General features: G+C 67.6%; 29 protein-coding genes and 1 tRNA gene. 21 read left to right on the top strand and 9 right to left on the bottom strand.

From position 1 onward, the window contains the following. Nucleotides 1-10 precede the first annotated feature (10 nt). The 4 genes from UAJ10_RS10410 (at nt 11) to UAJ10_RS10425 (ending at nt 1,521) form a co-directional block, all read left to right on the top strand. On the top strand, nt 11-241 hold the full coding sequence (locus tag UAJ10_RS10410; protein WP_322915306.1) for a hypothetical protein: 231 nt from the start codon (nt 11-13) through the stop codon (nt 239-241). Nucleotides 242-380: 139 nt separating this feature from the next. Next, entirely contained in the window at nt 381-695 is a 315-nt protein-coding gene (locus UAJ10_RS10415) for a hypothetical protein (protein WP_322915307.1), read from the top strand. 36 nt (nt 696-731) lie between these two features. After that, nucleotides 732-1,160 carry a hypothetical protein gene (locus UAJ10_RS10420; RefSeq protein WP_322915308.1) on the top strand — a complete coding sequence of 143 codons (429 nt, stop codon included), beginning with the start codon at nt 732-734 and terminating at the stop codon, nt 1,158-1,160. A gap of 100 nt (nt 1,161-1,260) precedes the next feature. After that, nucleotides 1,261-1,521: an immunity protein Tsi6 family protein gene (locus tag UAJ10_RS10425; RefSeq protein ID WP_322915309.1), complete on the top strand. Its 261-nt coding sequence runs from the start codon at nt 1,261-1,263 to the stop codon at nt 1,519-1,521. Here the strand turns inward: UAJ10_RS10425 and UAJ10_RS10430 are convergent. Continuing rightward, a complete protein-coding gene (locus UAJ10_RS10430; protein ID WP_322915310.1) occupies nt 1,518-2,168 on the bottom strand; it encodes a glutathione S-transferase family protein in 651 nt (216 codons plus the stop codon). The two genes, UAJ10_RS10425 and UAJ10_RS10430, sit on opposite strands and share 4 nt — an antisense overlap. Between UAJ10_RS10430 and mtgA the strand changes: the two genes are divergently transcribed. The 5 genes from mtgA (at nt 2,167) to UAJ10_RS10450 (ending at nt 5,587) form a co-directional block, all read left to right on the top strand. Then, nucleotides 2,167-2,922 carry a monofunctional biosynthetic peptidoglycan transglycosylase gene (mtgA, locus tag UAJ10_RS10435; protein WP_322915311.1) on the top strand — a complete coding sequence of 252 codons (756 nt, stop codon included), beginning with the start codon at nt 2,167-2,169 and terminating at the stop codon, nt 2,920-2,922. The two genes, UAJ10_RS10430 and mtgA, sit on opposite strands and share 2 nt — an antisense overlap. 308 nt (nt 2,923-3,230) lie before the next feature. Further along, nucleotides 3,231-3,536 (top strand): FeoA family protein, encoded by a 306-nt coding sequence (locus UAJ10_RS10440; protein ID WP_322915312.1) that lies wholly within the window; start codon nt 3,231-3,233, stop codon nt 3,534-3,536. Then, nucleotides 3,533-5,119 (top strand): ferrous iron transporter B, encoded by a 1,587-nt coding sequence (feoB, locus tag UAJ10_RS10445; protein ID WP_463667861.1) that lies wholly within the window; start codon nt 3,533-3,535, stop codon nt 5,117-5,119. The genes UAJ10_RS10440 and feoB overlap by 4 nt, the downstream gene beginning before the upstream one ends. After that, nucleotides 5,077-5,424, top strand: coding sequence for a nucleoside recognition domain-containing protein (locus UAJ10_RS30005; RefSeq protein WP_463667862.1), 348 nt, complete (start codon nt 5,077-5,079; stop codon nt 5,422-5,424). Before feoB ends, UAJ10_RS30005 begins: the two co-directional genes overlap by 43 nt. 10 nt (nt 5,425-5,434) lie before the next feature. After that, nucleotides 5,435-5,587 (top strand): hypothetical protein, encoded by a 153-nt coding sequence (locus UAJ10_RS10450; protein ID WP_186457229.1) that lies wholly within the window; start codon nt 5,435-5,437, stop codon nt 5,585-5,587. A gap of 159 nt (nt 5,588-5,746) precedes the next feature. Here UAJ10_RS10450 and UAJ10_RS10455 read toward each other — a convergent pair whose 3' ends face one another. After that, a complete protein-coding gene (locus UAJ10_RS10455) occupies nt 5,747-6,718 on the bottom strand; it encodes a hypothetical protein (RefSeq protein WP_322915313.1) in 972 nt (323 codons plus the stop codon). A gap of 316 nt (nt 6,719-7,034) precedes the next feature. Here UAJ10_RS10455 and UAJ10_RS10460 point away from each other — a divergent pair, with 316 nt between their 5' ends. The 5 genes from UAJ10_RS10460 to UAJ10_RS10480 all read left to right on the top strand — a co-directional run bounded on the left by UAJ10_RS10460 (nt 7,035) and on the right by UAJ10_RS10480 (nt 11,382). Then, nucleotides 7,035-7,835 carry an ABC transporter ATP-binding protein gene (locus UAJ10_RS10460; RefSeq protein WP_322915314.1) on the top strand — a complete coding sequence of 267 codons (801 nt, stop codon included), beginning with the start codon at nt 7,035-7,037 and terminating at the stop codon, nt 7,833-7,835. 86 nt (nt 7,836-7,921) lie between these two features. Next, nucleotides 7,922-8,809: a transporter substrate-binding domain-containing protein gene (locus tag UAJ10_RS10465; protein WP_322915315.1), complete on the top strand. Its 888-nt coding sequence runs from the start codon at nt 7,922-7,924 to the stop codon at nt 8,807-8,809. Nucleotides 8,810-9,178: 369 nt separating this feature from the next. Then, nucleotides 9,179-9,889 carry an ABC transporter permease gene (locus UAJ10_RS10470; protein WP_322915316.1) on the top strand — a complete coding sequence of 237 codons (711 nt, stop codon included), beginning with the start codon at nt 9,179-9,181 and terminating at the stop codon, nt 9,887-9,889. Next, complete coding sequence (locus UAJ10_RS10475; protein WP_322915317.1) at nt 9,886-10,575, top strand: ABC transporter permease; 690 nt, start codon at nt 9,886-9,888, stop codon at nt 10,573-10,575. The genes UAJ10_RS10470 and UAJ10_RS10475 overlap by 4 nt, the downstream gene beginning before the upstream one ends. 162 nt (nt 10,576-10,737) lie before the next feature. Then, the gene (locus UAJ10_RS10480; protein ID WP_322915318.1) at nt 10,738-11,382 is read left to right on the top strand and encodes an acyloxyacyl hydrolase; all 645 of its coding nucleotides are present in this window, start codon (nt 10,738-10,740) and stop codon (nt 11,380-11,382) included. A 150-nt stretch (nt 11,383-11,532) separates the two neighbouring features. Here UAJ10_RS10480 and UAJ10_RS10485 read toward each other — a convergent pair. Then, nucleotides 11,533-11,608 (bottom strand) — tRNA-Ala (locus tag UAJ10_RS10485). A 254-nt stretch (nt 11,609-11,862) separates the two neighbouring features. Between UAJ10_RS10485 and UAJ10_RS10490 the strand changes: the two genes are divergently transcribed. From UAJ10_RS10490 to UAJ10_RS10500, 3 genes are all read left to right on the top strand, one after another. Next, nucleotides 11,863-12,171 (top strand): YggT family protein, encoded by a 309-nt coding sequence (locus tag UAJ10_RS10490; RefSeq protein ID WP_211098507.1) that lies wholly within the window; start codon nt 11,863-11,865, stop codon nt 12,169-12,171. Between the two features lie 4 nt (nt 12,172-12,175). Continuing rightward, nucleotides 12,176-12,505, top strand: coding sequence for a DUF167 domain-containing protein (locus tag UAJ10_RS10495; protein WP_322915319.1), 330 nt, complete (start codon nt 12,176-12,178; stop codon nt 12,503-12,505). An 87-nt stretch (nt 12,506-12,592) separates the two neighbouring features. After that, the gene (locus UAJ10_RS10500) at nt 12,593-12,811 is read left to right on the top strand and encodes a hypothetical protein (RefSeq protein ID WP_322915320.1); all 219 of its coding nucleotides are present in this window, start codon (nt 12,593-12,595) and stop codon (nt 12,809-12,811) included. Nucleotides 12,812-12,891: 80 nt separating this feature from the next. Here UAJ10_RS10500 and UAJ10_RS10505 read toward each other — a convergent pair whose 3' ends face one another. From UAJ10_RS10505 to rlmN, 4 genes are all read right to left on the bottom strand, one after another. Beyond that, entirely contained in the window at nt 12,892-14,103 is a 1,212-nt protein-coding gene (locus UAJ10_RS10505; protein ID WP_088870560.1) for an argininosuccinate synthase, read from the bottom strand. A gap of 118 nt (nt 14,104-14,221) precedes the next feature. Continuing rightward, nucleotides 14,222-14,446, bottom strand: coding sequence for a hypothetical protein (locus UAJ10_RS10510; protein WP_322915321.1), 225 nt, complete (start codon nt 14,444-14,446; stop codon nt 14,222-14,224). Between the two features lie 47 nt (nt 14,447-14,493). After that, nucleotides 14,494-14,724 carry a hypothetical protein gene (locus tag UAJ10_RS10515; protein ID WP_322915322.1) on the bottom strand — a complete coding sequence of 77 codons (231 nt, stop codon included), beginning with the start codon at nt 14,722-14,724 and terminating at the stop codon, nt 14,494-14,496. 247 nt (nt 14,725-14,971) lie between these two features. After that, nucleotides 14,972-16,186, bottom strand: coding sequence for a dual-specificity RNA methyltransferase RlmN (rlmN, locus tag UAJ10_RS10520; protein WP_416235360.1), 1,215 nt, complete (start codon nt 16,184-16,186; stop codon nt 14,972-14,974). 132 nt (nt 16,187-16,318) lie between these two features. On the opposite strand from rlmN, the gene UAJ10_RS10525 reads away from it, so the two are divergent. Then, nucleotides 16,319-17,137: an alpha/beta fold hydrolase gene (locus UAJ10_RS10525; RefSeq protein WP_322915324.1), complete on the top strand. Its 819-nt coding sequence runs from the start codon at nt 16,319-16,321 to the stop codon at nt 17,135-17,137. A gap of 5 nt (nt 17,138-17,142) precedes the next feature. Here UAJ10_RS10525 and UAJ10_RS10530 read toward each other — a convergent pair whose 3' ends face one another. Together UAJ10_RS10530 and UAJ10_RS10535 are read right to left on the bottom strand one after the other, a co-directional pair. Further along, nucleotides 17,143-19,191 (bottom strand): methyl-accepting chemotaxis protein, encoded by a 2,049-nt coding sequence (locus UAJ10_RS10530; RefSeq protein ID WP_322915325.1) that lies wholly within the window; start codon nt 19,189-19,191, stop codon nt 17,143-17,145. Between the two features lie 243 nt (nt 19,192-19,434). After that, nucleotides 19,435-20,121 carry a Crp/Fnr family transcriptional regulator gene (locus UAJ10_RS10535; protein WP_088872405.1) on the bottom strand — a complete coding sequence of 229 codons (687 nt, stop codon included), beginning with the start codon at nt 20,119-20,121 and terminating at the stop codon, nt 19,435-19,437. A gap of 326 nt (nt 20,122-20,447) precedes the next feature. Here UAJ10_RS10535 and UAJ10_RS10540 point away from each other — a divergent pair, with 326 nt between their 5' ends. From UAJ10_RS10540 to nadA, 3 genes are all read left to right on the top strand, one after another. Continuing rightward, a complete protein-coding gene (locus UAJ10_RS10540; RefSeq protein WP_322915326.1) occupies nt 20,448-20,918 on the top strand; it encodes a hypothetical protein in 471 nt (156 codons plus the stop codon). Nucleotides 20,919-20,999: 81 nt separating this feature from the next. Further along, nucleotides 21,000-22,190: a class I SAM-dependent rRNA methyltransferase gene (locus UAJ10_RS10545; protein ID WP_322915327.1), complete on the top strand. Its 1,191-nt coding sequence runs from the start codon at nt 21,000-21,002 to the stop codon at nt 22,188-22,190. A gap of 454 nt (nt 22,191-22,644) precedes the next feature. Continuing rightward, complete coding sequence (gene nadA, locus UAJ10_RS10550) at nt 22,645-23,655, top strand: quinolinate synthase NadA (protein ID WP_322915328.1); 1,011 nt, start codon at nt 22,645-22,647, stop codon at nt 23,653-23,655. The last annotated feature ends 125 nt before the right edge of the window (nt 23,656-23,780 follow it).

Here is a 23,780-nt window from a genome sequence, read left to right on the forward strand (position 1 = left end):
GGGGAATATAATGCGTAAAATAATCTACGATGACGGTGCGATGGCCATTATTAACGATGATGGCAAATTCTATATTAGATACGATGTGGGGACGCACCAGATCAAAATTAGAGAAGATGAGATATCTGAAGATGAAGCCAATCTAGCAATGGTCGGAACCGCCGAGGCGACACGAGTATTGTTTGCTGTACAAAGACGTTTGCAGCTTGCAGGGGTAGATCCTTATGTCTCAAACACATAAACCCAGAATTTGACGTGGTTATTCGTGCTGGATCATTGAAAATTTTCTAGAGGTTAAAATAGATAAGACGCTTATTCGAGGGATTATAATTACCAAACAATAATGGATAATTTCCATCGACAATGAACTAGGCCGAAAAATGGATCAGGAACATCTCAAACAGTCAGCCCTGATACTGGAGGAAGTGTCACGCCGCTATGCGGCGATAGATCCGGAAGCCAAGAAATTTGCAAGTGCAATCGAAGCCGTCATCGACGACGCTAAGGCGGGTAGAATTCAGGAGCCGACGGATGGACACCCGGGCTTGCACAGGGCGTATTTCTTCGAAGGAATGTTGCAGCAATACCGCGACCTGGAAAGCGCCTTCGCGCGGTTCGAAATAGAGGTTACCGGGGGTGAGACGCCAGCGGTCAAGGCGGCGTTGGACGCAATACGGGCAACGAAGCCGGAGTGATGGAAAGCCGCCACCGGGTTTTGGAGAGGGGGCTGCGTGTTCAGCGATCTCGACCTCGTGGAATTGGTGAAGGCCGAGATGGCCGATTTTATGGTCGGGCACGGCCTGGAACTGGCCGTTATCGGGAGGGGAGAGGTCCTTCTTCGACGGGCCGACTGTGCGATAAAGCTCATCGCCGACCGGGAAACGATTCACGTCGTTTACTTTGATAAAAGGTCCGAGCCTGTGAAGGGCTACAACATCCTCCTCCATCTGGCGCACAAGCGCCGCGATCCTGTGCCGTACTCGGCGGAATGGGAATCGCCGTCGCAGGGCTATGCCGACCACATGAAACGTGTGCTTCGCGCGTTGACGCGCCTGTTGGACGTCGAAGCGAAAGATATCCTGGACGGTTCCATGGAATGGACCAGGGCCTACCACTGGCCGACCGTGATACCCGATGCCGAGACCGCCGCCCTTCTTTGAAGAGGGCCGACCCTGTCGAGGATTGGCGTCAATAGCGCTGATGGCCGCGCACGCCATCACCACGCGGATGAGCCGGGGTGTATGAAGCGGGGAATGATCGATGCGCACGATGATCCAGGATGCCCTCCTCCGCTGCCGGCAGCTGCGGGTGGCATGGCCGGACAGCGCCACCCTTGGTTCCATTCACCGCCAGCTCGACTATCTTCTTTTGATCGCGACCGATCCGGCGACCAATCGCGCCCGGCTCGTGGACATCGTCATTGGCGTGCAGGCGGCCCGCGAGGTCGAGGCCATGGATCCTGACCTGGCGGATCTTCTCCATGCCATCAGCGCTTGGGTAGATCGCCTGCTCGCCCGCTAAATAAACGGCGCCGCCAGCCCTTCCTGCTCAAGCGCGCGCCGCACGGACGGGCGGGCCAGAAGCTCGGCGCAGAGGCGGCCCACGTGGGGCAGGTCGCGGGGCGGGTGGGCGAAATTGCGGCCCCAGCGCACCAGCATCAGCAGCAGGAAGTCGGCGACGGTCAGGTGGTCGGCGGCGATGTGGGGGCGGGTGGCCAGCTCGCGGTCGATCAGGGCGAACATGTCGTTCAGGCGCCGCTCCGCCGTGGCCTTGGCGTCGGCCACATGGGCGGGGTTGCGGGCGGGATCGCCCACATGCTGCTCGGGATAATAAAAGACGCGGTATTCCGGCTGGATGGTGTTGGTCAGGTGGAACAGCCAGGTCAGGAACCGGCCCCGGCCGGGCGCGCCGGGGGCGGGCGCCAGCGTGGACTCGGGGTGCCTGTCCGCCAGGTGCAGCAGGATGGCGGCGGTTTCGAACACCGTCTCCGCCCCGTCCAGCAGGGTGGGGATGCGGCCGGTGGGGTTGCGGGCCAGGTAGGGGGCCGATTTATGCTCGGCGTTGGCGCGGTCCAGCAGCGCCAGCTCATAGGGTGCCCCGATTTCCTCCAGCGCCATGTGCGGCGCCAGGTTGGCATTTCCCGGGAAATAGAACAGCGTGTAGGCCATGGACGACACCCCCTTCGTAAACGCGAGGCCGGCCAAGGCCGGCGCCGGCCGACAGGCCCCGCGGCGCGCGATGCTACGGCGGGCCGTCCGCTGGGCACAAGTGGCCCTGCTGGCGGGGGTGGCGCTCACCCTGGGCTGGGTCTGCCTCTACGCCGTGGCGGACCCGCCGGGCACGCCCCTGATGCTTATCCGCCGGATGCAGGGCGCGCCCACCCAGGGCTGGACCTTCGTGCCGCTGGACCGCATCGCCCCTGCCCTGCAGCGCGCCGTCATCGGGGCGGAGGATAGCCGCTTCTGCAGCCACCACGGCGTGGACTGGGAGGCGGTGGACGCTGCCATGGACGAGGATGAGGAAGGCCACAAGCTGCGCGGCGCCAGCACCATCAGCCAGCAGACGGCCAAGAACGCCTTCCTCTGGCCCGGCCGCACCTGGCTGCGAAAGGGGGTGGAGTTCGGCTTCACCGAGCTGATCGAACTGGTCTGGGGCAAGCGCCGCATCCTGGAGATGTACCTGAACATCGTGGAATGGGGCGATGGCTTCTATGGGGCGGAGGCGGCGGCGCGCGCCTATTTCGGCGTGCCGGCATCCGCCTTGTCGCCGTCACAGGCGGCCGCGCTGGCGGCGGTGCTGCCCAGCCCGCGCAAGTGGAACGCCCGCCACCCCGGCCCCTATGTCGCGCGGCGCATCGGCATCCTGGAACAGCGCGCCGCCATCGTCGCCCGTGACGGGCTGGACGGCTGCCTGCGGCGCTGACCGCGGCGGCGACCATAACCTCATGCGACTAACCTCATGCGACGCGGGGCCGCGTGCCCACGTCCCTTGTGCAGAGGCGTGAGAATAACTATTAATTTCCGGGACGCCCCGGGTGCCCCTGGGGCATCCCCCTTTTGACGGGTTCCTGGCGACGGGCCCCGAGGCGTACACGGATGCACATCTCTCCCCGCCCCGCTGGGCTTAACGGCGCGCCCGACCATGGTCACGATCACGGTCACGACCAGGGACCGGACGCCCTTCCTGCCGCCACCCTTCCCGCCCCCGCCCTTCCCGCTGGCGCCCGCCCCTTGAGCCGGGCCGCGAAGGGTGAGGTGGGCCGGGTGATCCGCGTGGGGCTGGACGGCGCCCTGCACGACAGCCTGGACCCGGATGAGCTGGAGCGGCGGCTGCTGGAAATCGGCTTCGTCGAGGGGGCCAGGGTGGAAATCCTGCACGAAGGCCTGTTCGGCCGGGATCCCATCGCCGTGAAGGTGGACGACATGCGTGTGGCCCTGCGCCGCCGCGAGGCCGAGGCCATCCTGATCACCGCGTGGCAACAGCCGGACGCGCCGGGCACCGCCCCGCGCGCCGTCGCCGAAGACCGCCGGTCATGAACGCCATCGCCCCCGTCCTCCAGACCGCCCCGCGCATCGCCCTGGTCGGCAACCCCAATTGCGGCAAGACCGCCCTGTTCAACGCGCTGACCGGCAGCCGGCAGAAGGTGGCGAACTACGCCGGCGTGACCGTGGAGCGCAAGGAAGGCAGCTTCACCACGCCCGAGGGGCGGCGCGTCCAGGTCCTGGACCTGCCCGGCACCTATTCCTTGCGCGCCCGCAGCCCGGATGAGGAGGTGACGCGCGACGTCGTGCTGGGCCGCTTCCGGGGCGAGGCGGAGCCGGACCTGCTGGTCTGCGTGGCCGACGCCACCAACCTGCGCCTGGTGCTGCGCCTGGTGCTGGAGCTGAAGCAGGTGGGCCGGCCGTTGCTGCTGGCCCTGAACATGTTCGACATCGCCAAGCATCGCGGCATCGAGATCGACATCGACCGCCTGTCGGCGGAACTGGGCGTGGCGGTGGTGCCCACCGTGGCGGTGCGCAAGGCCGGCACCGCCGACCTGCTGAAGCATATCGACACCGTGGCGGTGGAATTGGCGGGCGCCGCGTCCGCCGGCGCCAACACCTGGCACGAGCCCTCGGCGGAGGAGGTGCGCGCCACCCACCGCGAGGCCGACCGCATCATCAAGCTGGCGGTGCGCCCGCCGACCAAGCCCGACACCTGGACCAACCGGCTGGACGCCGTGCTGCTGAACCCGGTGGCGGGGCTGCTGATCCTGCTGACCGTGCTGTTCTTCATGTTCCAGGCGGTGTTCACCTGGGCGCAGCCGGCCATGGACGGCATCAAGGCCGGGTTCGACGCCCTGGCAGCCTGGATCAACGGCGCCATGCCCGACGGCATCCTGCGCAGCCTGATCACCGACGGCGTCATCGCCGGCGTGGGCAGCATCATCGTCTTCCTGCCGCAGATCGTCATCCTGTTCACCTTCATCATCCTGCTGGAAGATTTCGGCTATATGCCGCGCGCGGCCTTCCTGATGGACAAGATCATGGGCGGGGCGGGCCTGCATGGCCGCGCCTTCATCCCCCTGCTGTCCAGCTTCGCCTGCGCCATTCCCGGCATCATGGCCACACGCGTCATCGACAACCGGCGCGACCGCCTGGCCACCATCATGGTGGCGCCGCTCATGACCTGCTCCGCCCGCATCCCGGTCTACACCCTGATCATCTCCGCCTTCGTGCCGGACCGCACGGTGGGCGGGGTGTTCTCGTTGCAGGGCCTGGTCATGTTCGGGCTCTATGCGGCGGGAATCCTGAGCGCCCTGCTGGTGGCCTTCGTCATGCGGCGCCTGGTGTGGCGCGGCACGGTGGAACCCTTCCTGATGGAACTGCCGGCCTACAAGGTGCCGGACGTGAAGAACCTGGTGATGGGCGTGTGGACGCGGGCCAAGGCCTTCCTGCAGCGGGCGGGCACCACCATCCTCAGCATCATGATCCTGATCTGGTTCCTCAGCTCCTTCCCGGGGCGCCGGCGGGGGCGACCGATCCCGCCATCGACTATTCCATCGCCGGCATGGTGGGGCATTGGCTGCAGCCGCTGGTGGCGCCCATCGGCTTCAACTGGCAGATCACCGTGGCGCTGATACCGGGCATGGCCGCGCGCGAGGTGGCGGTGGCGGCCCTGGGCACCGTGTACGCCGTGGGCGGCGGCGAGGAGAATGTGACGGCGCTGATGGACACGCTGGGCCATAGCTGGTCGCTGGCCACGGCCCTGTCGCTGCTGGCCTGGTACGTCTTCGCGCCCCAGTGCGCCTCCACCCTGGGCGTGGTGCGGCGCGAGACCAACTCCCTGAAATGGCCGCTCATCATGTTCGGCTACATGCTGACCCTGGCCTACCTGGCCTCGTTCGCCACCTACCACATCGCCGCCAGCCTGGGGTGGGCGTAAGGGGGACATCATGGCTCAACAGATCGTCGTCGGCCTGATCGTGGCGGCCGCCTTGGCCTGGGTCCTGCGCCCCACCGTGATGCGCATGGTCCGCCGCCGCCAGGTCGCCGCCGGCAAGGCCCCCGGGCCCTGCGGCTCCGACAACTGCAACTGCGGTAGTTGAGCGCAAGAGCCAAACCCTGGCCCGGAAGCTCCGGCTGGCTGGCAACGCCAGCCTAGGCCCCGACCGGGGCCGCCGGAGATTTCTGGGGAGCCGAAGGCGGACTGGAAATCGAGGATAGCCAAGCCGGCGGATGCGGGCGCCCGGCGCCTGAGGGAACAATCACTTAGGCGCCGGCCGCGTCGCCAGGCGCCACTGGGTGGCTTGGCTGTAGCGCTTGGCCAGGAAGTGGTAGGTCCGCTTCATCAGGGCCTCCAGCTCCGGGCTCTTCTCCACCGTCACGGTCAGCCAGCCGTCCAGCACCTCGTCCCAGGGCAGCAGCGACTGGTGCAGGTCGTCGCGCATCTCGCGGATGTAACTGATGTTCTGGTCGAACTTGCGCAGCATGGCCAGGATCTCGCCCGTCTGGGCGTCGACCTGGGCGAATCGGGATTCTAGGTCGGCGATGGGCGGCAGCGACAGGGTCTGCATGCGCACGATCTCTTCCTTGACCATGCGCTCGGCCTTGTAGATGCGGTGGGCCATCTCCAGCCCCTGGCGGACCTTGTGCAGGGCCAGGGCCCGCTCGCGCAGCGCCTCGATATAGGACAGTTCCTTGGCCAGCATGTCGATGTGCAGGCCGATCTCCTCCTCCGGGTCGCCGGCCAGCGACAGCCGGTTGGCGATCATGCGGAAGGCTTCGTGCACCCGGACCTTGGTGCCGGGGTCCTCCACCACCTGTTCCAGCTGTTCGGGACTGGACACCACGGTCTCACCGCCCGTCAGCCAGGTGACCAGCTGAACCGTCAGGCGGCCCTTGGCCACGTTGTAGTGCCGCTCGTCCACCCGCCAGCTGGCGGTGCCGTCGATCAGTTCGTTGGGGATGGTGTCGCCGGGGCGGATTTCGCGGACATAGCGCAGGCCCTTGGCCGCCATGGTCAGCAACTGGCCGTCGAAGGATTTGGGCTGGATGCCGAACTCGGTGCAGATCTTCTCGATGGGCACCTCGACGTCCAGCTTGCCCAGCTTCATGCACATCACCGGCTCATCGTTCGTCTTGGACAGGATGAAGCGGCAGCCGTCGACCGTGAAGACCTTGTGGTCGAACAGGAAGTGGGTGCTGCGGTTGGCCGTGGGCTGGATGCCTGTGCTCATGGGCGCTGGACTGTTCCGGGTGATGAACGACGGCGCCCCACCGCCGCCGGGCGCCGGGGTGCCAGGTCACACTACCACGTTTGGCGGGGGCCGCATCGGCAATGGGTGCCGCCCGGCCACCTGAGCTTGCTCCAAGGGGCGTGACAGGAAACCTCTTTCCGTCCCGGGCGGCGCACGGTAGTTTTGCCGGCTTCGGGGTTTCCTCAGGGAACGTCCCACGGTCATTCACGGTCACCGGCTGGCGCGCGGCCCCCATCGCCGCGCCGGCCGGGTGCGCTTTCAGGTCCGGATGGGTCCGGACGAATTTCGGGGTCCTATGACGCAATCGCCGGCTGTCGCCGTGGCCGACCAAGCCAACACCGCCATCGCCGTGCGGGATCTGCACAAGCGCTTCGGCGAGACGGAGGTGCTGAAGGGCGTCTCCCTGACGGCGCGGGACGGCGACGTCATCTCCCTCATCGGATCCTCCGGGTCGGGCAAGAGCACGCTCTTGCGCTGCATCAACCTGCTGGAGACCCCGGACGAGGGCCAGGTCTGGGTGAATGGCGAGCTGATCCGCATGGGCCGTGACCGTCGCGGCGCGGCCGTGCCCGCCGATCGCCGCCAGGTGGACCGCATCCGCCAGCGCCTCGGCATGGTGTTCCAGGGCTTCAACCTGTGGACCCACATGACGGCTCTGGAAAACGTCATCGAGGCGCCGGTGCATGTCCTGGGCGTGCCCCGGGCCGAGGCGGTGGACCGGGCCAAGGCCCTGCTCGACAAGGTGGGCCTGGGCCAGCGCCAGGACTATTATCCCAGCCAGCTGTCGGGCGGGCAGCAGCAGCGCGCCGCCATCGCCCGTATGCTGGCGATGCAGCCCCGCGTCATGCTGTTCGATGAGCCGACCTCGGCGTTGGATCCGGAACTGGTGGGCGAGGTGCTGCGCGTCATCCGCCAGCTGGCGGATGAGGGCGCCACCATGCTGATCGTGACGCATGAGATGGCCTTCGCCCGCGACGTCTCCTCCCACGTGCTGTTCCTGCACCAGGGCCGGGTGGAGGAGGAGGGGACGCCCGACGAGGTGTTCGGCAACCCCCGCAGCGAACGCTGCCGGCAATTCCTGGCCCGGCCCGCTTAAGGCATACTGGACAACAAAGAGCGGCGGCCGATCGGACACGGGGTGTTGATGCGGACCGTCCCGTCATTGGTTTCGTAGGGGGTTTCATGAAGAAGCTGGTCTTGGGCCTGATCGCGGTGGCGGTGGTCGCCGGGGCTGCGTACCTGGCGACGCACCGCGCGCCGTCCGGCGCCGGCGCGCCCACCGTGACCGACCAGGGGGTGCCCAACCCCCTGCGCGTGGCGACGGAGGGGGCCTACCCGCCCTTCAACGTGGCGGAGCCCGACGGCACCCTGAAGGGGTTCGAGATCGACCTGGCCAAGGATTTGTGCCGGCGCATGGGCGTGAAATGCGAGATCGCCGCCCAGGCCTGGGACGGCATCATCCCCGGGCTGCAGGCCGGCAAGTACGACGTCATCCTGGCCGGCATGTCCGCCACGGACGAGCGGCGGCAGGCGGTGGACTTCACCGTCCCCTACGTGCTGACCCCGGCCTACTTCGTGGCCCCCAAGGACAGCCCCCTGACCAAGATCGACTTCGGCCTGCAGCGGCTGGACATCGCCAACATGGACGAGGCCGGGACCCAGGCCATGGACAAGCTGAAGGCGGCGCTGAAGGGCAAGACCGTGGGCGTGCAGGTGGCCACCATCCACGCCAACTTCCTGGACACCTACCTGGGCGACACCGTCACCATCCGCCGTTACGACACGCTGCAGAACCTGTCGCTGGACCTGGCCACCGGCCGTGTCGACGCCGGCCTGGCCGACATGACCGGCTGGCAGCCCTTCCTGGAGGGCACGGACGGTCAGAACGCCGCCACCTTCGGCCCGGGCATCACCGGCGGCCTGCTGGGCCCCGGCATCGCCGCCGCCCTGCGCAAGGGGGACGGCCGCCTGCTGGACGCCCTGAACAACGCCATCGCCGCCGCCAAGGAAGACGGCACCATGAAGAAGCTGGCGGAACAGTGGTTCCACTTCGACGCGTCGGCGCATTGAGTTTGCCTCAGGCGCCGGCGGGGCATCCGCCCCTTGGCTATCCTCGCTGCGCCCCTTTACGTTGACTGGGCGGTGCTCGCTCCGGCGGCCGCGGTCGCGGCCTAGATTTTAGAGCGTTCCGGATGTTCGAGTCGAAAATGAAACTAGGCCGCGACTGCGGCCGCCGGAGATTTCCGGGGAACGCAGTGGACTGGAAATCGAGGATGAGCCAGGGGCGGATGCCCCGCCGGCGTTTGAGGAATAAGAGGGAAGCGTAGCGACTAGGCCCCGACGGGGCCGCCGGAGATTTCCGGGGAACGCAGTGGACTGGAAATCGAGGACGAGCCAAGGGGCGGATGCCCCGCCGGCGCCTGAGGAATTGACACGGTAATGATAGACCTATTGGGCTTTGGGGGCCGGGGCTGGGGCTTGCAGCTGCTGCAGGGCATGGGGATGACCCTGCTGGTGGCGGTGTCGGCCTACCTGTGGGGCTTGGCTCTAGGCGGGGCGGCGGCGGCCCTGAAGCTGTCGGGCCATCGTGGCGGCCGGGTCGCGGCCGACGTCTACACCACCATCGTGCGCGGCGTGCCCTCGCTGCTGGTCATCTACCTGCTGTTCTTCGGCGGCAACAGCGCCGCCACCTGGGTCGTCGGCCTGCTGGGCTTCAACGGCCCGGTGGAGCTTTCGGCCCTGCCGGTCGGCATCCTGGCGGTGGGCACGGTGTCCGGCGCCTATTCCGCCGAGGTGCTGCGCGGTGGCGCCCTGGCCGTGCCCCACGGCCAGGTCGAGGCGGCGAAGGCCCTGGGCATGAACCGCTGGCTGACCTTCCGTCGCGTCATGCTGCCCCAGACCCTGCGCTATGCCCTGCCGGGCCTCGGCAACGTCTGGCAGCTGACCCTGAAGGACACCTCGCTGGTCTCCGTGGTCGCCCTGGTGGAGTTGATGCGCGTGGCCTATCTGGCCCAGGGCGCCACCCGCCAGCCCTTCCTGTTCTTCACCACCGCCGGCCTGCTGTACCTCGCCATGGCCGGCCTGTCCGGCCGCCTGTTCGCCCGGGCGGAGCTGTGGGCCGGGCGCGGCGTGCGGAGGGCCGCCCGATGAACTCCCCCCTCGTCGCCGCCCTGATGGCGGCCCTGCCCCAGTTCGTCACCGGCACCTGGCTGACGGTGCAGCTGGTGGCCCTGTCGCTGCTGGTGGGCCTGGTGCTGGCCACGCTGGTGGCCCTCATGCGCCTGTCGCACCTGGCGCCCCTGTCGTGGGTGGCGCGCGGCTACATCTACGTCTTCCGCTCCACGCCCCTGCTGGTGCAGATCTTCCTGATCTATTACGGCCTGGGCCAGTTCGACGCCGTGCGCCAGAGCGTGCTGTGGCCCCTGCTGCGGGAGCCATACTGGTGCGCCATCATCGCCTTCGTGCTGAACACCGGCGCCTACACGGCGGAGATCATGCGCGGCGGCATCGAGGCCGTGCCCCATGGCCAGGTGGAGGCGGCGCGTGCCTGCGGCATGGGCGGCCGCCTGCTGTTTCGCCGCATCATCCTGCCCCAGGCCTTCCGCCTGGCGCTGCCCGCATACGGCAATGAGATCATCCTGATGCTGCAAGGCAGCGCGCTCGCCAGCACCATCACCCTGATGGAACTGACGGGCGTGGCCAAGGCCGTCGCCGCCCGCACCTTCCAGCCCATCGAGGTCTTCTGCCTGGCCGGTGCCGTGTACCTGGGCATGAGCTTCCTCATCACCCGGGGGGTGCAGTTGGCGGAACGCCGGCTGAACCCCGCCCGGCGCTGAGGCGCCCCTGGCGGCTGCGGGCCATCCGGCCTATGGCCGGCCTGGCTATGTAGGGGGTATAGGCGGTCGCACCTTGGGCAATTTTGTCCGTTTCCCCTTGAGTTGGCGCGGGATTGCTCTGCATAAAGACGGAAGCCCTTCCCATCTTTTCCAAGCAGGATCATGACGAAGACCTCCCGCAAGGCTCCGCGCGGCCGTGGTTTGCGCGCCGCCACCTCTCTGCTGGCCCGGTCCCTGTTGGCCACGTCCCTGTTGACCGCTGCCGCCGGCATCGCGACGCCGGCCCTGGCCGCTGACCGGGATCCCGACCTGCTGGCCCTGGGCATCGGCATCTATGACCAGTCCTGGATCGATCCGCCCGCCTTCTTCCAGGTGGACGCCGACACCCCACACGACCGCAGCCAGTTCGTCACCGCCGAATACCGCTTCGGCTGGTCGCTGGTGAAGGTGGACGACTGGTTCGCCATCAAGCCGCTGGTGGGCGTGATGGAAACCTTCAAGGGCGCCTTCTACGGCTATGGCGGCCTGCAGGCCGATTTCACCTGGGGCCCCTTCTTCATCACCCCCAGCGCCGCCGCCGGCTATTACGCCCATGGCGACGGCAAGGACATGGGCTACCCCCTGGAGTTCCGCACCCAGATCGAGACCGGCTACCGTTTCAGCAACGGCGACCGTTTTTCCATCGCCCTCAGCCACATCTCCAACGCCGAGCTGGGCAAGACCGTCACCATCCCCGGCACGCCGCGCACGCGCACGGTCAACCCCGGGGCCAACAACTTGGTGGCCTACTACAGCTTCGCCCTCTGATCGTCAGTCGGCGGGTATCGATGAAGACGGCGCGGGGCCGGTTTCCCGCGCCGTCTTCGTTGGTGTGCGACGGGCGGATGGCGGACAGGACGAAGGAACGGCACCGATCGGTCCGTTCCACATCATCACGCATTGTCCGGAAGGGGGATTTGGTGGAGCCGAGGAGGATCGAACTCCCGACCTACGCATTGCGAACGCGTCGCTCTCCCAGCTGAGCTACGGCCCCACACTCAAATCCGGCGGTGGGCCTTGGCCCGGGCGCCTGAAGTGGGCGGGATAATGCTCAGGGTGACCGGGCATGTCAAGCGGCCATTCCGCGAAAAGAATGGAATGCGGGCCATGCGGGCGCCGGGGTGCTTGCGGCGGTGGGGCCGCTTGGGGCGAGGCGCGCACGTCCAATGCGGGCCCGCGCTGGACATGGGGACGCCCCGCCCGTAGGGTGGCGGCCATGCCGTTGAAACCATTGGGGACGGACCTGCTATGGATCCTTTGATCCGCACCATCCTGGAACTGCTGCTCGTGGTTCTGAACCTGGCCTGGTGGGTGCTGATGATCAGCGCCATCCTGAGCTGGCTGGTGTTCTTCGGGGTGATCAACACCCGCAACCGGTTCGTCGCCACCCTGATGGACATCACCTATCGCCTGACGGAACCGCTGCTGCGTCCCATCCGCAACGTGGTGCCCAACCTGGGCGGCGTCGACATCTCCTTCATCGTCCTGATGCTGATCATCTGGGCGCTGGAACGGCTGATCCAGAACTACATGTTCAGCAGCCTGATGTTCCGCTAAGGCCGTGGCCGCCGACACCGGCAAACCCACCGTCGAGCCGATTCCCGGCGGGGTGCGCGTGCACCTGCGCGTCACCCCCCGCGCCTCCCGCACCGCCCTCCAGGGCCTCATGGAGGGGCCGGAGGGTCGCCGGCTGCTGAAGGTGGCCGTCACCGCCGTGCCCGAGGACGGCAAGGCCAACGAGGCCGTGCTGAAGCTGCTGTCCAAGACCTGGCGCGTGCCCAAATCCAGCCTGACCATCGTCGCCGGCCTGACCGACCGTAACAAGGTGGTGGAGGTGGCGGGGGAGGCGGAGGCGCTGCTGGCGGTGGTGCGCGCTTCCTGCGAGGGCTGATCGAGGCGTCATTGGCCGCCGGGACCGGCACGCTATCGCCGTCCCCTTGGCTGGAGTAGGATTATGGCCTCCCACCAGCGAGGCCCCATGCCACCCCCGAAGAAGAAGCCGCCGCCCCCGGCCAAGCTCAGCGCCATGGACCAGATGATCGCCGACTGCGTCAAGAAGGCCAAGGCGCGCAAGCGCTCCGGCCAGACCGACAAGGAGTGGCGGGCGACATACGCCGCGACGCTCAAAGGCCAGGACGACCGGGCGGCCCCGATGAGCGAGACGCCCTTCGCCGGGGATGCGTTCAAAAAGAAATAGAGGTGGCGTTCCTCCCGAGCGCCCACAAGAAAAAAGCCCCGCCCGGTCTCCCAGGCGGGGCTTTTCCTGAGTGCTGAGACTTACTGCTTGCCGGCCATGGCGCCCAGGCGCAGGCGCAGGGCGTTCAGCTTGATGAAGCCTTCGGCGTCCTTCTGGTTGTACACGCTGTCGGCCTCGAAGGTGACGTAGTCCAGGCGGTACAGCGAGTTCGGGCTCTGGCGGCCGACCACGCGGGCCGAGCCCTTGTACAGCTTCAGGCGCACGACACCGGTGACGCGCTTCTGGGTGTTGTCGATCAGGGCCTGCAGGGCCTCACGCTCCGGGCTGAACCAGAAGCCGTTGTAGATCAGCTCGGCATAGCGCGGCATGATCTCGTCCTTCAGGTGCATGGCGCCGCGGTCCAGCGTCAGGCTCTCGATGGCGCGGTGGGCGACCGACAGCAGGGTGCCGCCGGGGGTCTCGTACACGCCACGGCTCTTCATGCCGACGTAGCGGTTCTCCACCAGGTCCAGGCGGCCGATGCCGTTGGCGCCGGCCAGCTCGTTCAGGCGGGTCAGCAGGGCCGCCGGGCCCAGCTTCTGCCCGTCGACGGCCACCGGGTCGCCGCCCTCGAACTCGATCTCGACATAGGTCGGGGTATCCGGCGCCTTTTCCGGGGCGACGGTGCGGGTGTACATGTCCTCATCGGGCTCTTCCCACGGGTTCTCCAGCGCCTTGCCCTCGTAAGAGATGTGCAGCAGGTTGGCGTCCGTGCTGTACGGCGCCTCGCCGCGCTTGTCCTTGGCGATGGGAATCTGGTGCTTCTCGGCGAACTCCAGCAGAGCGGTGCGGCTGTTCAGGGTCCATTCGCGCCAGGGGGCGATGACCTTGATGTCCGGCTTCAGGGCGTAGTAGCCCAGCTCGAACCGCACCTGGTCGTTGCCCTTGCCGGTGGCGCCGTGGGCCACGGCGTCGGCGCCGACGGCCTTGGCGATCTCGATCTGGCGCTTGGCGATCAGCGGGCGGGCGATGGAGGTGCCCAGCAGGTAGACGCCCTCGTACAGCGTGTTGGCCCGGAACATGGGGAACACGAAGTCGCGCACGAACTCGTCACGCAGGTCGTCGATGTAGATGTTCTCGGGCTTCACGCCCAGCAGCTCGGCCTTCTTGCGGGCGGGCTCCAGCTCTTCACCCTGGCCCAGGTCGGCGGTGAAGGTCACGATCTCGCACTTATACGTCTCCTGCAGGTATTTCAGGATGACGGAGGTGTCGAGACCGCCAGAGTAGGCGAGGACAACTTTCTTGACGCTCATGACTGTACGCCCGCTTAAGGTCAGGGTGGAATGCGTCCGGACGTTATCCCCCGGCCGCCCGCCTGGCAAGATTAGTGCGCCTGTCGCGACCGCATCCCCAGCCCGCCTTGTGCGCGGTTCACGCCTGCTGCCGGGGCCAGCGCGTGTAGGCCAGGTACCACAGGGCGGGGACGCCCAGGACGGGGAAGTACAGCAGCAGCGCCCAATAGGGGTTGCGGCCCACCTTGGCCAGCACCAGGCCTGCGGCGCAGACGGCGATGGTGGCCAGGATGACGACGATCAGCAGGGCGGCCCAGTTGGGCAGCAGCAGGCCGAGGGCGGGGGCGTAGGCTAGGGGCAGCATGGGCGCTTACTCCGACGCGGTGGCTTGGGCGGCCGCCCGCTCGCGCCTCAGGCGCTCGCGCGGGTGCATCCTGGGGGGCGGACGGGCAGGACGGGCCAGGGCGTCTTGGCCAGCAGCACCAGGAAGATGACGGGCCCCAGCAGCGGCAGGGCCAGCCACAGGGGCCAGCGGCGGGGAAGGCCGGCGCGCATGACCACACGATAGGCTGGCCACAGCAACAGAGCCGTGACGCCGATGTGGATCATCAGGCTGTTGACGAGATCGGTACCGAGATCCAAAGCGCACGTCCCCCCAGGGTCTTATCGGCCGGATGATAGCCAAAGCGCCGCAGGGATTACAGGCCGGCGTCGCCCCCGGCCTTGAGGTGCCTCAGCGCCAGCCTGGGAAAGCGCCCCAGCGGCATGATCCCTCATGCCGCTGTAGGACGCGACCGCGTCCGCCGGAGATTTCCGGGGAACGAAGTGGACTGGAAATCGAGGACAAGCCAAAGGGCCGGATGGCCCTGCCGGCGCTTGAGGAACCTAACTAAAGAGTCCCCGTCGCGGCCAGAACGGCTTCCTTTTCCGCCACCTGGGCGGCGTACTCGGCCTGCAGGGCCTTGTGCGCCTCCAGGGCCGCGATGCGGGCCTGGGCGGTGGGCTTGGTGCTCTCGCTTTTCAGCTGGCCGCAGGCGGCCAGGATGTCGCGACCGCGCGGGGTGCGCACGGGCGAGGCGTAGCCGGCGTTGTTCACGAAGTCAGCGAACTTGGTGATTTGCTCATCGGTCGAGCACTCGAACGGGGCGCCCGGCCAATAGTTGAAGGGGATCAGGTTGATCTTGGCCGGAATGCCGCGCAGCAGGCGCACCAACTCGCGCGCGTCGGCCAGGCTGTCGTTCACGCCCTTCAGCATGACGTATTCGAAGGTGATGCGGCGCGCGTTGCTCAGGCCCGGATAGTCCCGGCAGGCCTGCATCAGTTCCTTGATGGGGTACTTGCGGTTCAGCGGCACGATGCGGTCGCGCAGCTCATCATTCACCGCGTGCAGGCTGACGGCCAGGTTCACACCCAGATCATCGCCGCACTGCCGCATCATGGGCACCACGCCAGAGGTCGACAGGGTGATGCGCCGCTTGGAAATGGCGATGCCCTCGCCATCCATGACGATCTTCAGCGCCTTGGCGACGTTGGCGTAGTTGAACAGCGGCTCGCCCATGCCCATCATGACGATGTTGCTCAGCATGCGCCCATCGGGCGGGGCCGGCCATTCGTCCAGGTGGTCGCGGGCCAGCATGACCTGGCCCACGATCTCGGTGGCGTCCAGGTTGCGCACCAGGCGCTGCGTGCCGGTGTGGCAGAAGCGGCAGGTCAGGGTGCAGCCCACCTGGGAGGAGACGCAGAGCGTGCCGCGGTCTTCCTCGGGAATGTGGACGGTTTCGATCTCCTGGCCGTCGGGCATGCGGGCCAGCCACTTGCGCGTGCCGTCCTCGCTCTTCAGGTCCTTCACGGCGGTGGGCCGGTCGATGACGTAGAGGTTGGCCAGCGTCTCGCGCACGCCCTTGGCCAGCGTGCTCATCACCGCGAAGTCGGTGGCGCCGCGATGATAGATCCAGTGCCACAGCTGGCGCGCGCGGAAACGCTCCAGCCCGGCCTTCGCGACCTCAGCCTCCAGATCGTCCCGCGAGAGGCCGACCAGGTTCACCCGCCCGTCCGCCCGAGGAGGCGGCGGGGCGAATTCCTTCATGTGATTTTCCACGCCCATGCCGGCGATAGATGGGCCAGATCGGCCCTCGAGTCAAAGGGGGACTCGGGAAAAATGCGCGGGGCGGGGTTGCGTGCGGGGCCAGACCCCGCTATCGCGGGAGGACGAAGAGAACGGACGGGAGACCGGGCCATGGCCTTGCATCAGGTGACGGCGGGGGATGGAACCCTGCTGGCGGTGGCCGAGGGCGGTGTGCCCCATGGGCGGCCGCTGCTGTTCCTGCACGGCTTCGGCCAGAGCCATCGCGCCTTCCGCGTCCAATTCGCCGGTCCCTTGGCGAGGGAGTTCCGCCTGCTGGCGCTGGACCTGCGGGGGCACGGCCGGTCCGGCCGGCCGGAGGATCCGGCCGCCTATGGCGACGGCCCGCACTGGGGCGACGATGTCATGGCTGTGCGCCGCGCCTTGGGCCTGGCGGACGTGATCCTGGTGGGCTGGTCCTATGGCGGCGCCGTGCTGGCCGACCATGTGGCGGCCTACGGGACGGAGGGGATCGCCGGCGCGGTTTTCGTCGGGGCCTGCCCCCGCCTGGGCAAGGCGGCCGCCCCCTATCTGGGGCCCGCCGCCAAGGCCCATTTCCCGCCCCTGCTGTCCGACGACCCGGCGGCGCAGGCGGCCGGCGCCCAGGCTCTGGCCCACGCCCTGGCCCTGGGGGAGGAGATATGGGATGAGGCGGGGACGGCGGCGGCCGATACCCTGTCGGTGCCCCTGGCGGCACGGCGGGCGATGATGCGCCGCCAGATGGACGGCGCCGCCCTGGCGGCCTTCGACCGTCCCGCCCTGGTGGTCCATGGCGGGGCGGACCCGGTGATCCTGCCGGCCATGGCCGACTGGCTGGCGGAAACCCTGCCCCAGGCGCAGGTGCGCGTGTACGAGGGCGTTGGGCACGCCCCGTTCATCGAGGCGCCCCGCCGTTTCGATGCCGACGTGGCGGCGTTCGCCCGCCAGATTTGATCGCCTTACGCCGCGCGCACCTTGGAAATGAAGGCGTCGACCTGGGCGCGCAGCGCATCCGACTGACGCGACAGGTCCGCCGCCGCCGTCAGGACCTGGCTGGAGGCGGCCCCCGTCTCCCCGGCCGCCTGCGTGACCGCGGTGATGTTGGTGGCGACCTCCGCCGTGCCGGAGGAGGCTTGATGGACGCTGCGCGCGATTTCCTGGGTGGCGGCCCCCTGTTCCTCAACCGCCGATGCCACCGTGGTCGCGATCTCGTTGATCCGCGTGATCGTGCCGGTGATGCCGTCGATGGCCTGCACCGAATCGGCGGTGGCCTGCTGGATGGCCTTGACCTGGGCTGAAATGTCCTCGGTCGCCTTGGCGGTCTGGGTGGCGAGAAGCTTGACCTCGGAGGCGACGACGGCGAAGCCCTTGCCCGCCTCGCCCGCGCGCGCCGCCTCGATGGTCGCGTTCAGGGCCAGCAGGTTGGTCTGGCCGGCGATGCCGTTGATCAGCTTCACCACGTCGTCGATCTTTTGCGCGGCGGACGCCAGGGCCTGCACCTGCGCGTTCGTCCGGCCGGCATCGGTCACCGCCTGGCTGGCGATGCGGGTCGACTCCGCCACATGCCGGCTGATCTCCCCGATGGAAGAGGACAGCTCCGCCGCCGCCGAGGCGACCGTCTGCACATTGGCCGACGCCTGCTCGGCCGCCGCCGCCACCGTGGTTGACCGCTGGCTCGTCTGCGCGGCCGTGAACGACATGGACTGCGCCGTGGACTGCAACTGCGCCGAGGCGGAGGACACCGTGCCGACCACCCCCCTGACACTGGCCTCGAACTCATCGGCCAGCTTGGTCATCGCCGCCCGCTTTTCCTCCTCGGCCCGACGCTCCATCGCCGCTTGCTCGGCGCGCAGCCGTTCCGCCTCGGTCATCTTGCGCTTGAACACCTGAACGGCCGCCGCCATGTCGCCGATCTCGTCCCTACGGCTGATACCCGGCACATCGACCGACTGGTCGCCCCCCGCCAGCCGGGTCATGGCGTCGGTCATGCCGGCCACCGGCCGGGTGATGTCGCGCACGATCACGGTGCTGAGCACGCCGGTGACACCGAAAAGGACCAGCGTCGCCGCCAGGGCCGTCCACAGCACGCCGCGCGCCTCGTCCCGGACGCGATCACCCTGCGCCAGCAGGTTGCGGGCCAGATAGTCCTCGACCGTCTTCATCATGTCGATGCGCGCGGTCGCCGTCTTGAACCAATAGGCGCCATCGATGCCACCCAGCGCGTCGCCCGGTGCCGTCTCCACGGCGACCTTGCGCATCCGCTCGACTTCGCTGACCGCCTCGCCGGTCACCGTCCGGTCCAGGAAGGCTTGGTCCTCGGGGGAGGCGCTGGCGGTGAACAGCCGGAAATAGGTGGCCTCTTCCGCGAGCGTGCCCAGGAAGCGCCGGTATTGGGTGATGTCGAACTTACCGGCGGCGAAGGCGGGGGCGCCGTTCGCCCGCTCCTCCCCCGCGCGCTCTTTCGCCTGGGTGAAGTTGACATAGGTCGACAGCACGCGCGCCACGCTCGGGTTCGTGACCGACTTGGAAATCTCGATGTCGACGTCCAACTGGCGCAGGATCGTCGCGGTGAAATAGGCGCTCGACTCGGCGGCCGGTATCTGCAAGCCGTCGATCTTGCGCCGCATCTCGTCCAGTTGCGCCAGCCGCCCGGTGGCGTCCGCCAGGATCTGGGCCAGCGCGCGGCCAGCCGAGGCGGTGGCGTCGCTTTTCAGCGCCGCTTCCAGCGCCTGACGCCGCTGATCGGTGCGGGCCCGCTGCTCCGGCAACTCACGCTGGAGCTGGGCGCCCTTGCTGCCCAGGAACACGGCCGACGCGCCCCGCTCGCGCTGCATCTCATGCACGAGGTCGCCCACCGTGGTGGCGAGCTGCGTCAACCGCGACAGCGTCCGCATCTGGGATACCGTCGCCTGTTTTTCAGCGAGGATGAGGGCGGCGGCCAGCAGCAGGCCCAGCGACGGCACCAGCAACGCCAGCACCACGCGGTGCAGGATCCTGAATCGAGTCATCGGTCGCGTCTTCGGCTTTTTCTGAAAAAAGCACGCTAATGCAAGCGGATAGGATCGAGAATCCAAAAGATCGGTTAATTATAAGTTTGATTTATTAAATAACGCGCCTAGTTTCTTTATTGCGCCAACGGTCGCCAAAACGACTCGATTTGAACAATGCAAAAAGGCAAAGCCCTGGGAAGTCTGCGCAAAGCGGGCGCGGCGGCTGCAATCGCTCCGCTTGTGATCATCGCCCCTTGTGACTCAGGCGCCCTCGGCCAGATCCAGCAGATCGTCCATGTCCTGGATTTGCACCTTGTTGCCTTCCAGCAGGCTGATGACCCGGCTGGTCTTCAGCTGGGTGAAGGTGCGGCTGACGGTTTCGGTGGTCAGGCCCAGATAGTCGGCGATGTCAGCGCGGCTCATGGGCACATGCACCGGGTTGGTTTTGTGGCCGCGCCGGCTGGCCCGCTGGGACAGCAGCAGCAGGAAGGAGCAGATCTTCTCCTTGGCCGTCTTGCGGCCCAGCAGCAGCATCTGGTCCTGCGCCGCCGCCAGCTCATTCGACGCCATGGAGAACAGGCGGCGCTGCATCTTGGGGAATTCGTCGAGCAGCGCCTCCATGCGGCGCCGGGGGAAACGGCACAGCGACACGGGCGTCACCGTCTCGGCGGTGTAAGCGTAGCTGTCGTTGACCGACAGGCCGAAGAAGTCACCGGGCAGCAGGAAGCCGGTGATCTGCCGCCGCCCGTCGGGCAGCAGCTTGTAGACCTTCACCGTGCCGGACGTGACGTTGTACAGCGTTTCCGCCGGATCGCCCTCGCCGAACACGGTATGGCCGGCGTCGAAGCGGGTGGTCTGCAGGATCTCGGCCAGGCGGCGCAGCTCCTCCGCCTCCAGGGCGGCGCAGACGGTCAGGGTGCGGACGGTGCAGGCGCTGCAGGGGTGGATTTCGCCCGCCGGGTCGGTCTTCCCGTTGGTTTGGCCATTCGGATCCCTGGAATAGGCAAAATCGATGTGGGTCATCGCCGCACTCCGCTGTCAGCCGTCACCCCCGGGGCCCCGCGCGGATCGCGGTCGGAGTGATGCGGCCGGTCTTTCGTTCCCCAATCAGTGCCGCGGGATCAGCATATAGCCGGGAAACGACTGAGGAAAAGCCTAGACATGGCGATGACTGGCTTACTCCATCCCCGCGTTTATTCTTTGATCCATGTCATGGCGGCGGTTCGGCTGCCGGCATCAGGATGGCTATCCCTCAGTCTCGGATTTGCGCCTTCATGCCCACCTTCGTGACCCGTCCGCTGGACGCCCGACAGATCGACCAGGCCTACGCGCTGATGCGCCCGTTCTATCCGGACTTGACGGTGGAGCGTTGGCGCGACCATGCCCAAGCCCTGCTGGCGCCCGGCAGCCGCGGCGGCATCGTCACGGTGCAGCTGGACCACCGCTACATGCACGGCCTGTTCTCCTACCTGCTGGTGCCGGACCTGGACCACCGTCTGGGGTTGCAGGTGGACGTGTTCGTGGCCCTGGACCTTTTTGACCCGGAGGGGGCGGGGGATGCCCTGCTGGTGGAAATGGACCGCATCGCCCGCCGGCACGGCTGCGACGCCATCCACATCACCCTGCCGGACAGCCAGGTGAAGGCCCACCCGTCTTTGGCGCGCTTCCACGCCCTGGGCCATTTGCCCGAGGGGCGGCGCCTGTGCAAGCACCTGATGGCCGAGGCGGCGGGCGCGCCAGCCTGAGGACGAGATGCGTTCCCGGCGACGGGATCCCTTGCGCCCTTTGCCGTTGTGCCTTCGGGGCCGCGCGCTATGCTCCGGCCCATGACTGAAAAGCTTCCCACCCTGCTGTTCCAGGCGGGCCGGCACAAGCGCGTGGCCGGTGGCCACCCCTGGGCCTATTCCAACGAGATCCAGATGGACGCCGCCGCCAAGGCCCTGCCCAAGGGCGGGCTGGTGCGGCTGGCCGACGCCGGCGGCGGCGTGCTGGGCATCGCCACCTTCAACCCCCACACCCTGATCGCGGCGCGCGTGCTGACCCGCGACCTAACGGTGACCATCGACGCCGGCTTCTTCGCCGACCGCTTCCGCGCGGCGGCGGCGCTGCGCGACCGGCTGATCGGGCGGCCCTACTATCGCCTGGTGCATGCCGAGGCCGACGGCCTGCCGGCGCTGATCGTCGACCGCTATGGCGCCGTGCTGGTGGTGCAGGCAAATTCCGCCGGCATGGACCGCCTGCTGCCCCAGATCCTGGACGGCCTGGCCACGGTGTTCCCGGGTTCCTCCGTCATCCTGCGCAACGACAGCGCCGCCCGCGGCCTGGAAGGCGTGGGGGAAGAGGTGCGCGTGGCCGTGGGCGCGGTCGACGGCCCCATCAAGGTGGAAGAAAACGGCGCCACCTTCTTCGCCGATCCGGCGGGCGGTCAGAAGACGGGCTGGTTCTATGACCAGCGCGACCACCGCGCCTTCGTCGCCAGCCTGGCGCGGGGCCGCTCGGTCATCGACTTCTACAGCTATTGCGGCGGGTTCGGCGTGCTGGCCGCCACGCGCGGGGCCGCGCGCACCGTGCTGGTGGACCGTTCGGCCGGCGCCCTGGAACTGGCGGGCAAGGCGGCGGCGGCCAACGGTGTGGCCGACACGGTGGAACTGCGCAAGGCCGACGCCTTCGCCGAATTGGAACGCCTGGCCGAGGCCGGTGAGACCTTCGAGGTGGTGATCTGCGATCCCCCGGCCTTCGTGAAGTCCAAGAAGGACCTGGCCAACGGCAGCCGCGCCTATCGCAAGCTGGCCAAGCTGGGCGCCCAGATCACCGCCCCCGGCGGCGTCCTGCTGGTGGCCAGCTGCAGCCACAACATGCCGCCCGAGCTGTTCGCCGAGCTGGTGGCCAAGGGCCTGGGCGACGCCCGCCGCCAAGGGCGCATCCTGCGCTTCTCCGGCGCCGGCCCCGACCATCCGGTGCACCCCCTGCTCCCGGAAAGCGCCTACCTCAAGGCCGAGGTCTTCGCGCTGGACTGATATCGCCTCCCAGCGGCGGCAGGAGCGTGTCTCCCGCCGCTGTGGCCCCGACCCGGGCCGCTGGAGCTTTTCGGGGAGCGTCAGCAGATTGGAAAGCGAGGGCAAGCCAGCCCGCGGATGCGGGCGCCCGCCCCTGGGGGTAAAAAACACCCCACCCGGGCCTGAGGAAAATATATAAGCGGCTGATTTCGGCTGCTTTTTCCGTTTCCGGGTCACGCTTCTTCGCACCCGCAGCGATGCGGTGGACCCGGGGCACCCCTGTGACAGTTACATGAATGGCCCCTTAAAGCGGGCTTGACACCCCTTATGCTCCGAGCGAGCATTAGTCACCCTAATGCTCAAATAGAGCATAAGGGGTGAGGTTACAGGGAAGACGCCCCCGCTTGTCGCGCCGTGGGGGCCGGCCATGCGGGCCGATGTCGTTCGTGGGCGCGTTCGCTTGCCAGGTGTCCCGATGTCCGTTGCCGAGCTCGATCTCGAATACACCCCCGCCGTCGCCGCCGCGACCCGCCCCCTGTATGAGCGGGTGGCCAAGGTGATCCCGGAGGTGGAGTGGCCCTTCCACGCGCCGCTGGTGCACGCCATCAACACGCTGAAGAAGGAACGCAACGCCGTCATCCTGGCGCACAACTACCAGACGCCGGAAATCTTCCACTGTGTCTCCGACATCGTGGGCGACAGCCTGGCGCTGGCGCGCAAGGCGGCTCAAACGGACGCCGACGTCATCGTCATGGCCGGCGTGCACTTCATGGCCGAGACGGCCAAGATCCTGAACCCGGCCAAGACGGTGCTGATGCCCGACATGCGGGCCGGCTGCTCGCTGGCCGACAGCATCACCGCCGCCGACATCCGCCTGCTGCGCGAAGCGCACCCCGGCGTGCCGGTGGTGACCTATGTGAACACCTCGGCCGAGGTTAAGGCGGAAAGCGACATCTGCTGCACCTCCGGCAACGCGGTGGAGATCGTGGAATCGCTGGACAGCGACAGCGTGCTGTTCCTGCCCGACGAATACCTGGCCAGCTGGGTCGCCACCCAGACCAAGAAGAAGATCATCAAGTGGAAGGGCCACTGCGAGGTGCATGAGCGCTTCACGGGGGCGGAGCTGCGCGATTACCGCACCCGCTTCAAGGACCTGACCATCATCGCCCACCCCGAATGCCCGCCCGAGGTGCTGGCCGAGGCCGACTTCGTCGGCAGCACCGCCCGCATGGTGGAGTATGTGGGCGAGGCGCGGCCGAACCGGGTGCTGATGGTCACCGAATGCTCCATGAGCGACAACGTCGCCACCGAGTATCCGGACGTGGAATTCATCCGCCCCTGCAACCTGTGCCCCCATATGAAGCGGGTCAGCCTCTCCAACATCCTGGAGTCGCTGCGCACCCTGGAGCCCAAGGTGGAGATCGATCCCACGGTGGCCGATCGCGCCCGCCTGGCGGTGGAGCGCATGCTGGCCGTGGGCCGCTGATCGCCCGCGTCTTTTCCTGCTAGGCCGGCGTCGGGCCGGCCTTCCTTCCCGTTCCCCTGGTGACGGAGCCTGATGCCATGGATGGCGCGTCTTATCCGATATCGCCTGTGCAGGTTGTCCACAGC

The organism is Nitrospirillum guaranorum, from assembly GCF_034653275.1.
Lineage (GTDB): Bacteria > Pseudomonadota > Alphaproteobacteria > Azospirillales > Azospirillaceae > Nitrospirillum.

What these genes read in the sequence shown, in the direction of transcription:
- UAJ10_RS10410 (WP_322915306.1), top strand. Translation starts at nt 11, where the DNA reads ATGCGTAAAATAATCTACGATGACGGTGCGATGGCCATTATTAACGAT.
- UAJ10_RS10415 (WP_322915307.1), top strand. Translation starts at nt 381, where the DNA reads ATGGATCAGGAACATCTCAAACAGTCAGCCCTGATACTGGAGGAAGTG.
- UAJ10_RS10425 (WP_322915309.1), top strand. Translation starts at nt 1,261, where the DNA reads ATGCGCACGATGATCCAGGATGCCCTCCTCCGCTGCCGGCAGCTGCGG.
- mtgA (WP_322915311.1), top strand. Translation starts at nt 2,167, where the DNA reads ATGGACGACACCCCCTTCGTAAACGCGAGGCCGGCCAAGGCCGGCGCC.
- UAJ10_RS10430 (WP_322915310.1), bottom strand. Translation starts at nt 2,168, where the DNA reads ATGGCCTACACGCTGTTCTATTTCCCGGGAAATGCCAACCTGGCGCCG.
- feoB (WP_463667861.1), top strand. Translation starts at nt 3,533, where the DNA reads ATGAACGCCATCGCCCCCGTCCTCCAGACCGCCCCGCGCATCGCCCTG.
- UAJ10_RS10450 (WP_186457229.1), top strand. Translation starts at nt 5,435, where the DNA reads ATGGCTCAACAGATCGTCGTCGGCCTGATCGTGGCGGCCGCCTTGGCC.
- UAJ10_RS10455 (WP_322915313.1), bottom strand. Translation starts at nt 6,718, where the DNA reads ATGAGCACAGGCATCCAGCCCACGGCCAACCGCAGCACCCACTTCCTG.
- UAJ10_RS10460 (WP_322915314.1), top strand. Translation starts at nt 7,035, where the DNA reads ATGACGCAATCGCCGGCTGTCGCCGTGGCCGACCAAGCCAACACCGCC.
- UAJ10_RS10465 (WP_322915315.1), top strand. Translation starts at nt 7,922, where the DNA reads ATGAAGAAGCTGGTCTTGGGCCTGATCGCGGTGGCGGTGGTCGCCGGG.
- UAJ10_RS10470 (WP_322915316.1), top strand. Translation starts at nt 9,179, where the DNA reads ATGATAGACCTATTGGGCTTTGGGGGCCGGGGCTGGGGCTTGCAGCTG.
- UAJ10_RS10475 (WP_322915317.1), top strand. Translation starts at nt 9,886, where the DNA reads ATGAACTCCCCCCTCGTCGCCGCCCTGATGGCGGCCCTGCCCCAGTTC.
- UAJ10_RS10480 (WP_322915318.1), top strand. Translation starts at nt 10,738, where the DNA reads ATGACGAAGACCTCCCGCAAGGCTCCGCGCGGCCGTGGTTTGCGCGCC.
- UAJ10_RS10490 (WP_211098507.1), top strand. Translation starts at nt 11,863, where the DNA reads ATGGATCCTTTGATCCGCACCATCCTGGAACTGCTGCTCGTGGTTCTG.
- UAJ10_RS10500 (WP_322915320.1), top strand. Translation starts at nt 12,593, where the DNA reads ATGCCACCCCCGAAGAAGAAGCCGCCGCCCCCGGCCAAGCTCAGCGCC.
- UAJ10_RS10505 (WP_088870560.1), bottom strand. Translation starts at nt 14,103, where the DNA reads ATGAGCGTCAAGAAAGTTGTCCTCGCCTACTCTGGCGGTCTCGACACC.
- UAJ10_RS10510 (WP_322915321.1), bottom strand. Translation starts at nt 14,446, where the DNA reads ATGCTGCCCCTAGCCTACGCCCCCGCCCTCGGCCTGCTGCTGCCCAAC.
- rlmN (WP_416235360.1), bottom strand. Translation starts at nt 16,186, where the DNA reads ATGGGCGTGGAAAATCACATGAAGGAATTCGCCCCGCCGCCTCCTCGG.
- UAJ10_RS10525 (WP_322915324.1), top strand. Translation starts at nt 16,319, where the DNA reads ATGGCCTTGCATCAGGTGACGGCGGGGGATGGAACCCTGCTGGCGGTG.
- UAJ10_RS10530 (WP_322915325.1), bottom strand. Translation starts at nt 19,191, where the DNA reads ATGACTCGATTCAGGATCCTGCACCGCGTGGTGCTGGCGTTGCTGGTG.
- UAJ10_RS10540 (WP_322915326.1), top strand. Translation starts at nt 20,448, where the DNA reads ATGCCCACCTTCGTGACCCGTCCGCTGGACGCCCGACAGATCGACCAG.
- UAJ10_RS10545 (WP_322915327.1), top strand. Translation starts at nt 21,000, where the DNA reads ATGACTGAAAAGCTTCCCACCCTGCTGTTCCAGGCGGGCCGGCACAAG.
- nadA (WP_322915328.1), top strand. Translation starts at nt 22,645, where the DNA reads ATGTCCGTTGCCGAGCTCGATCTCGAATACACCCCCGCCGTCGCCGCC.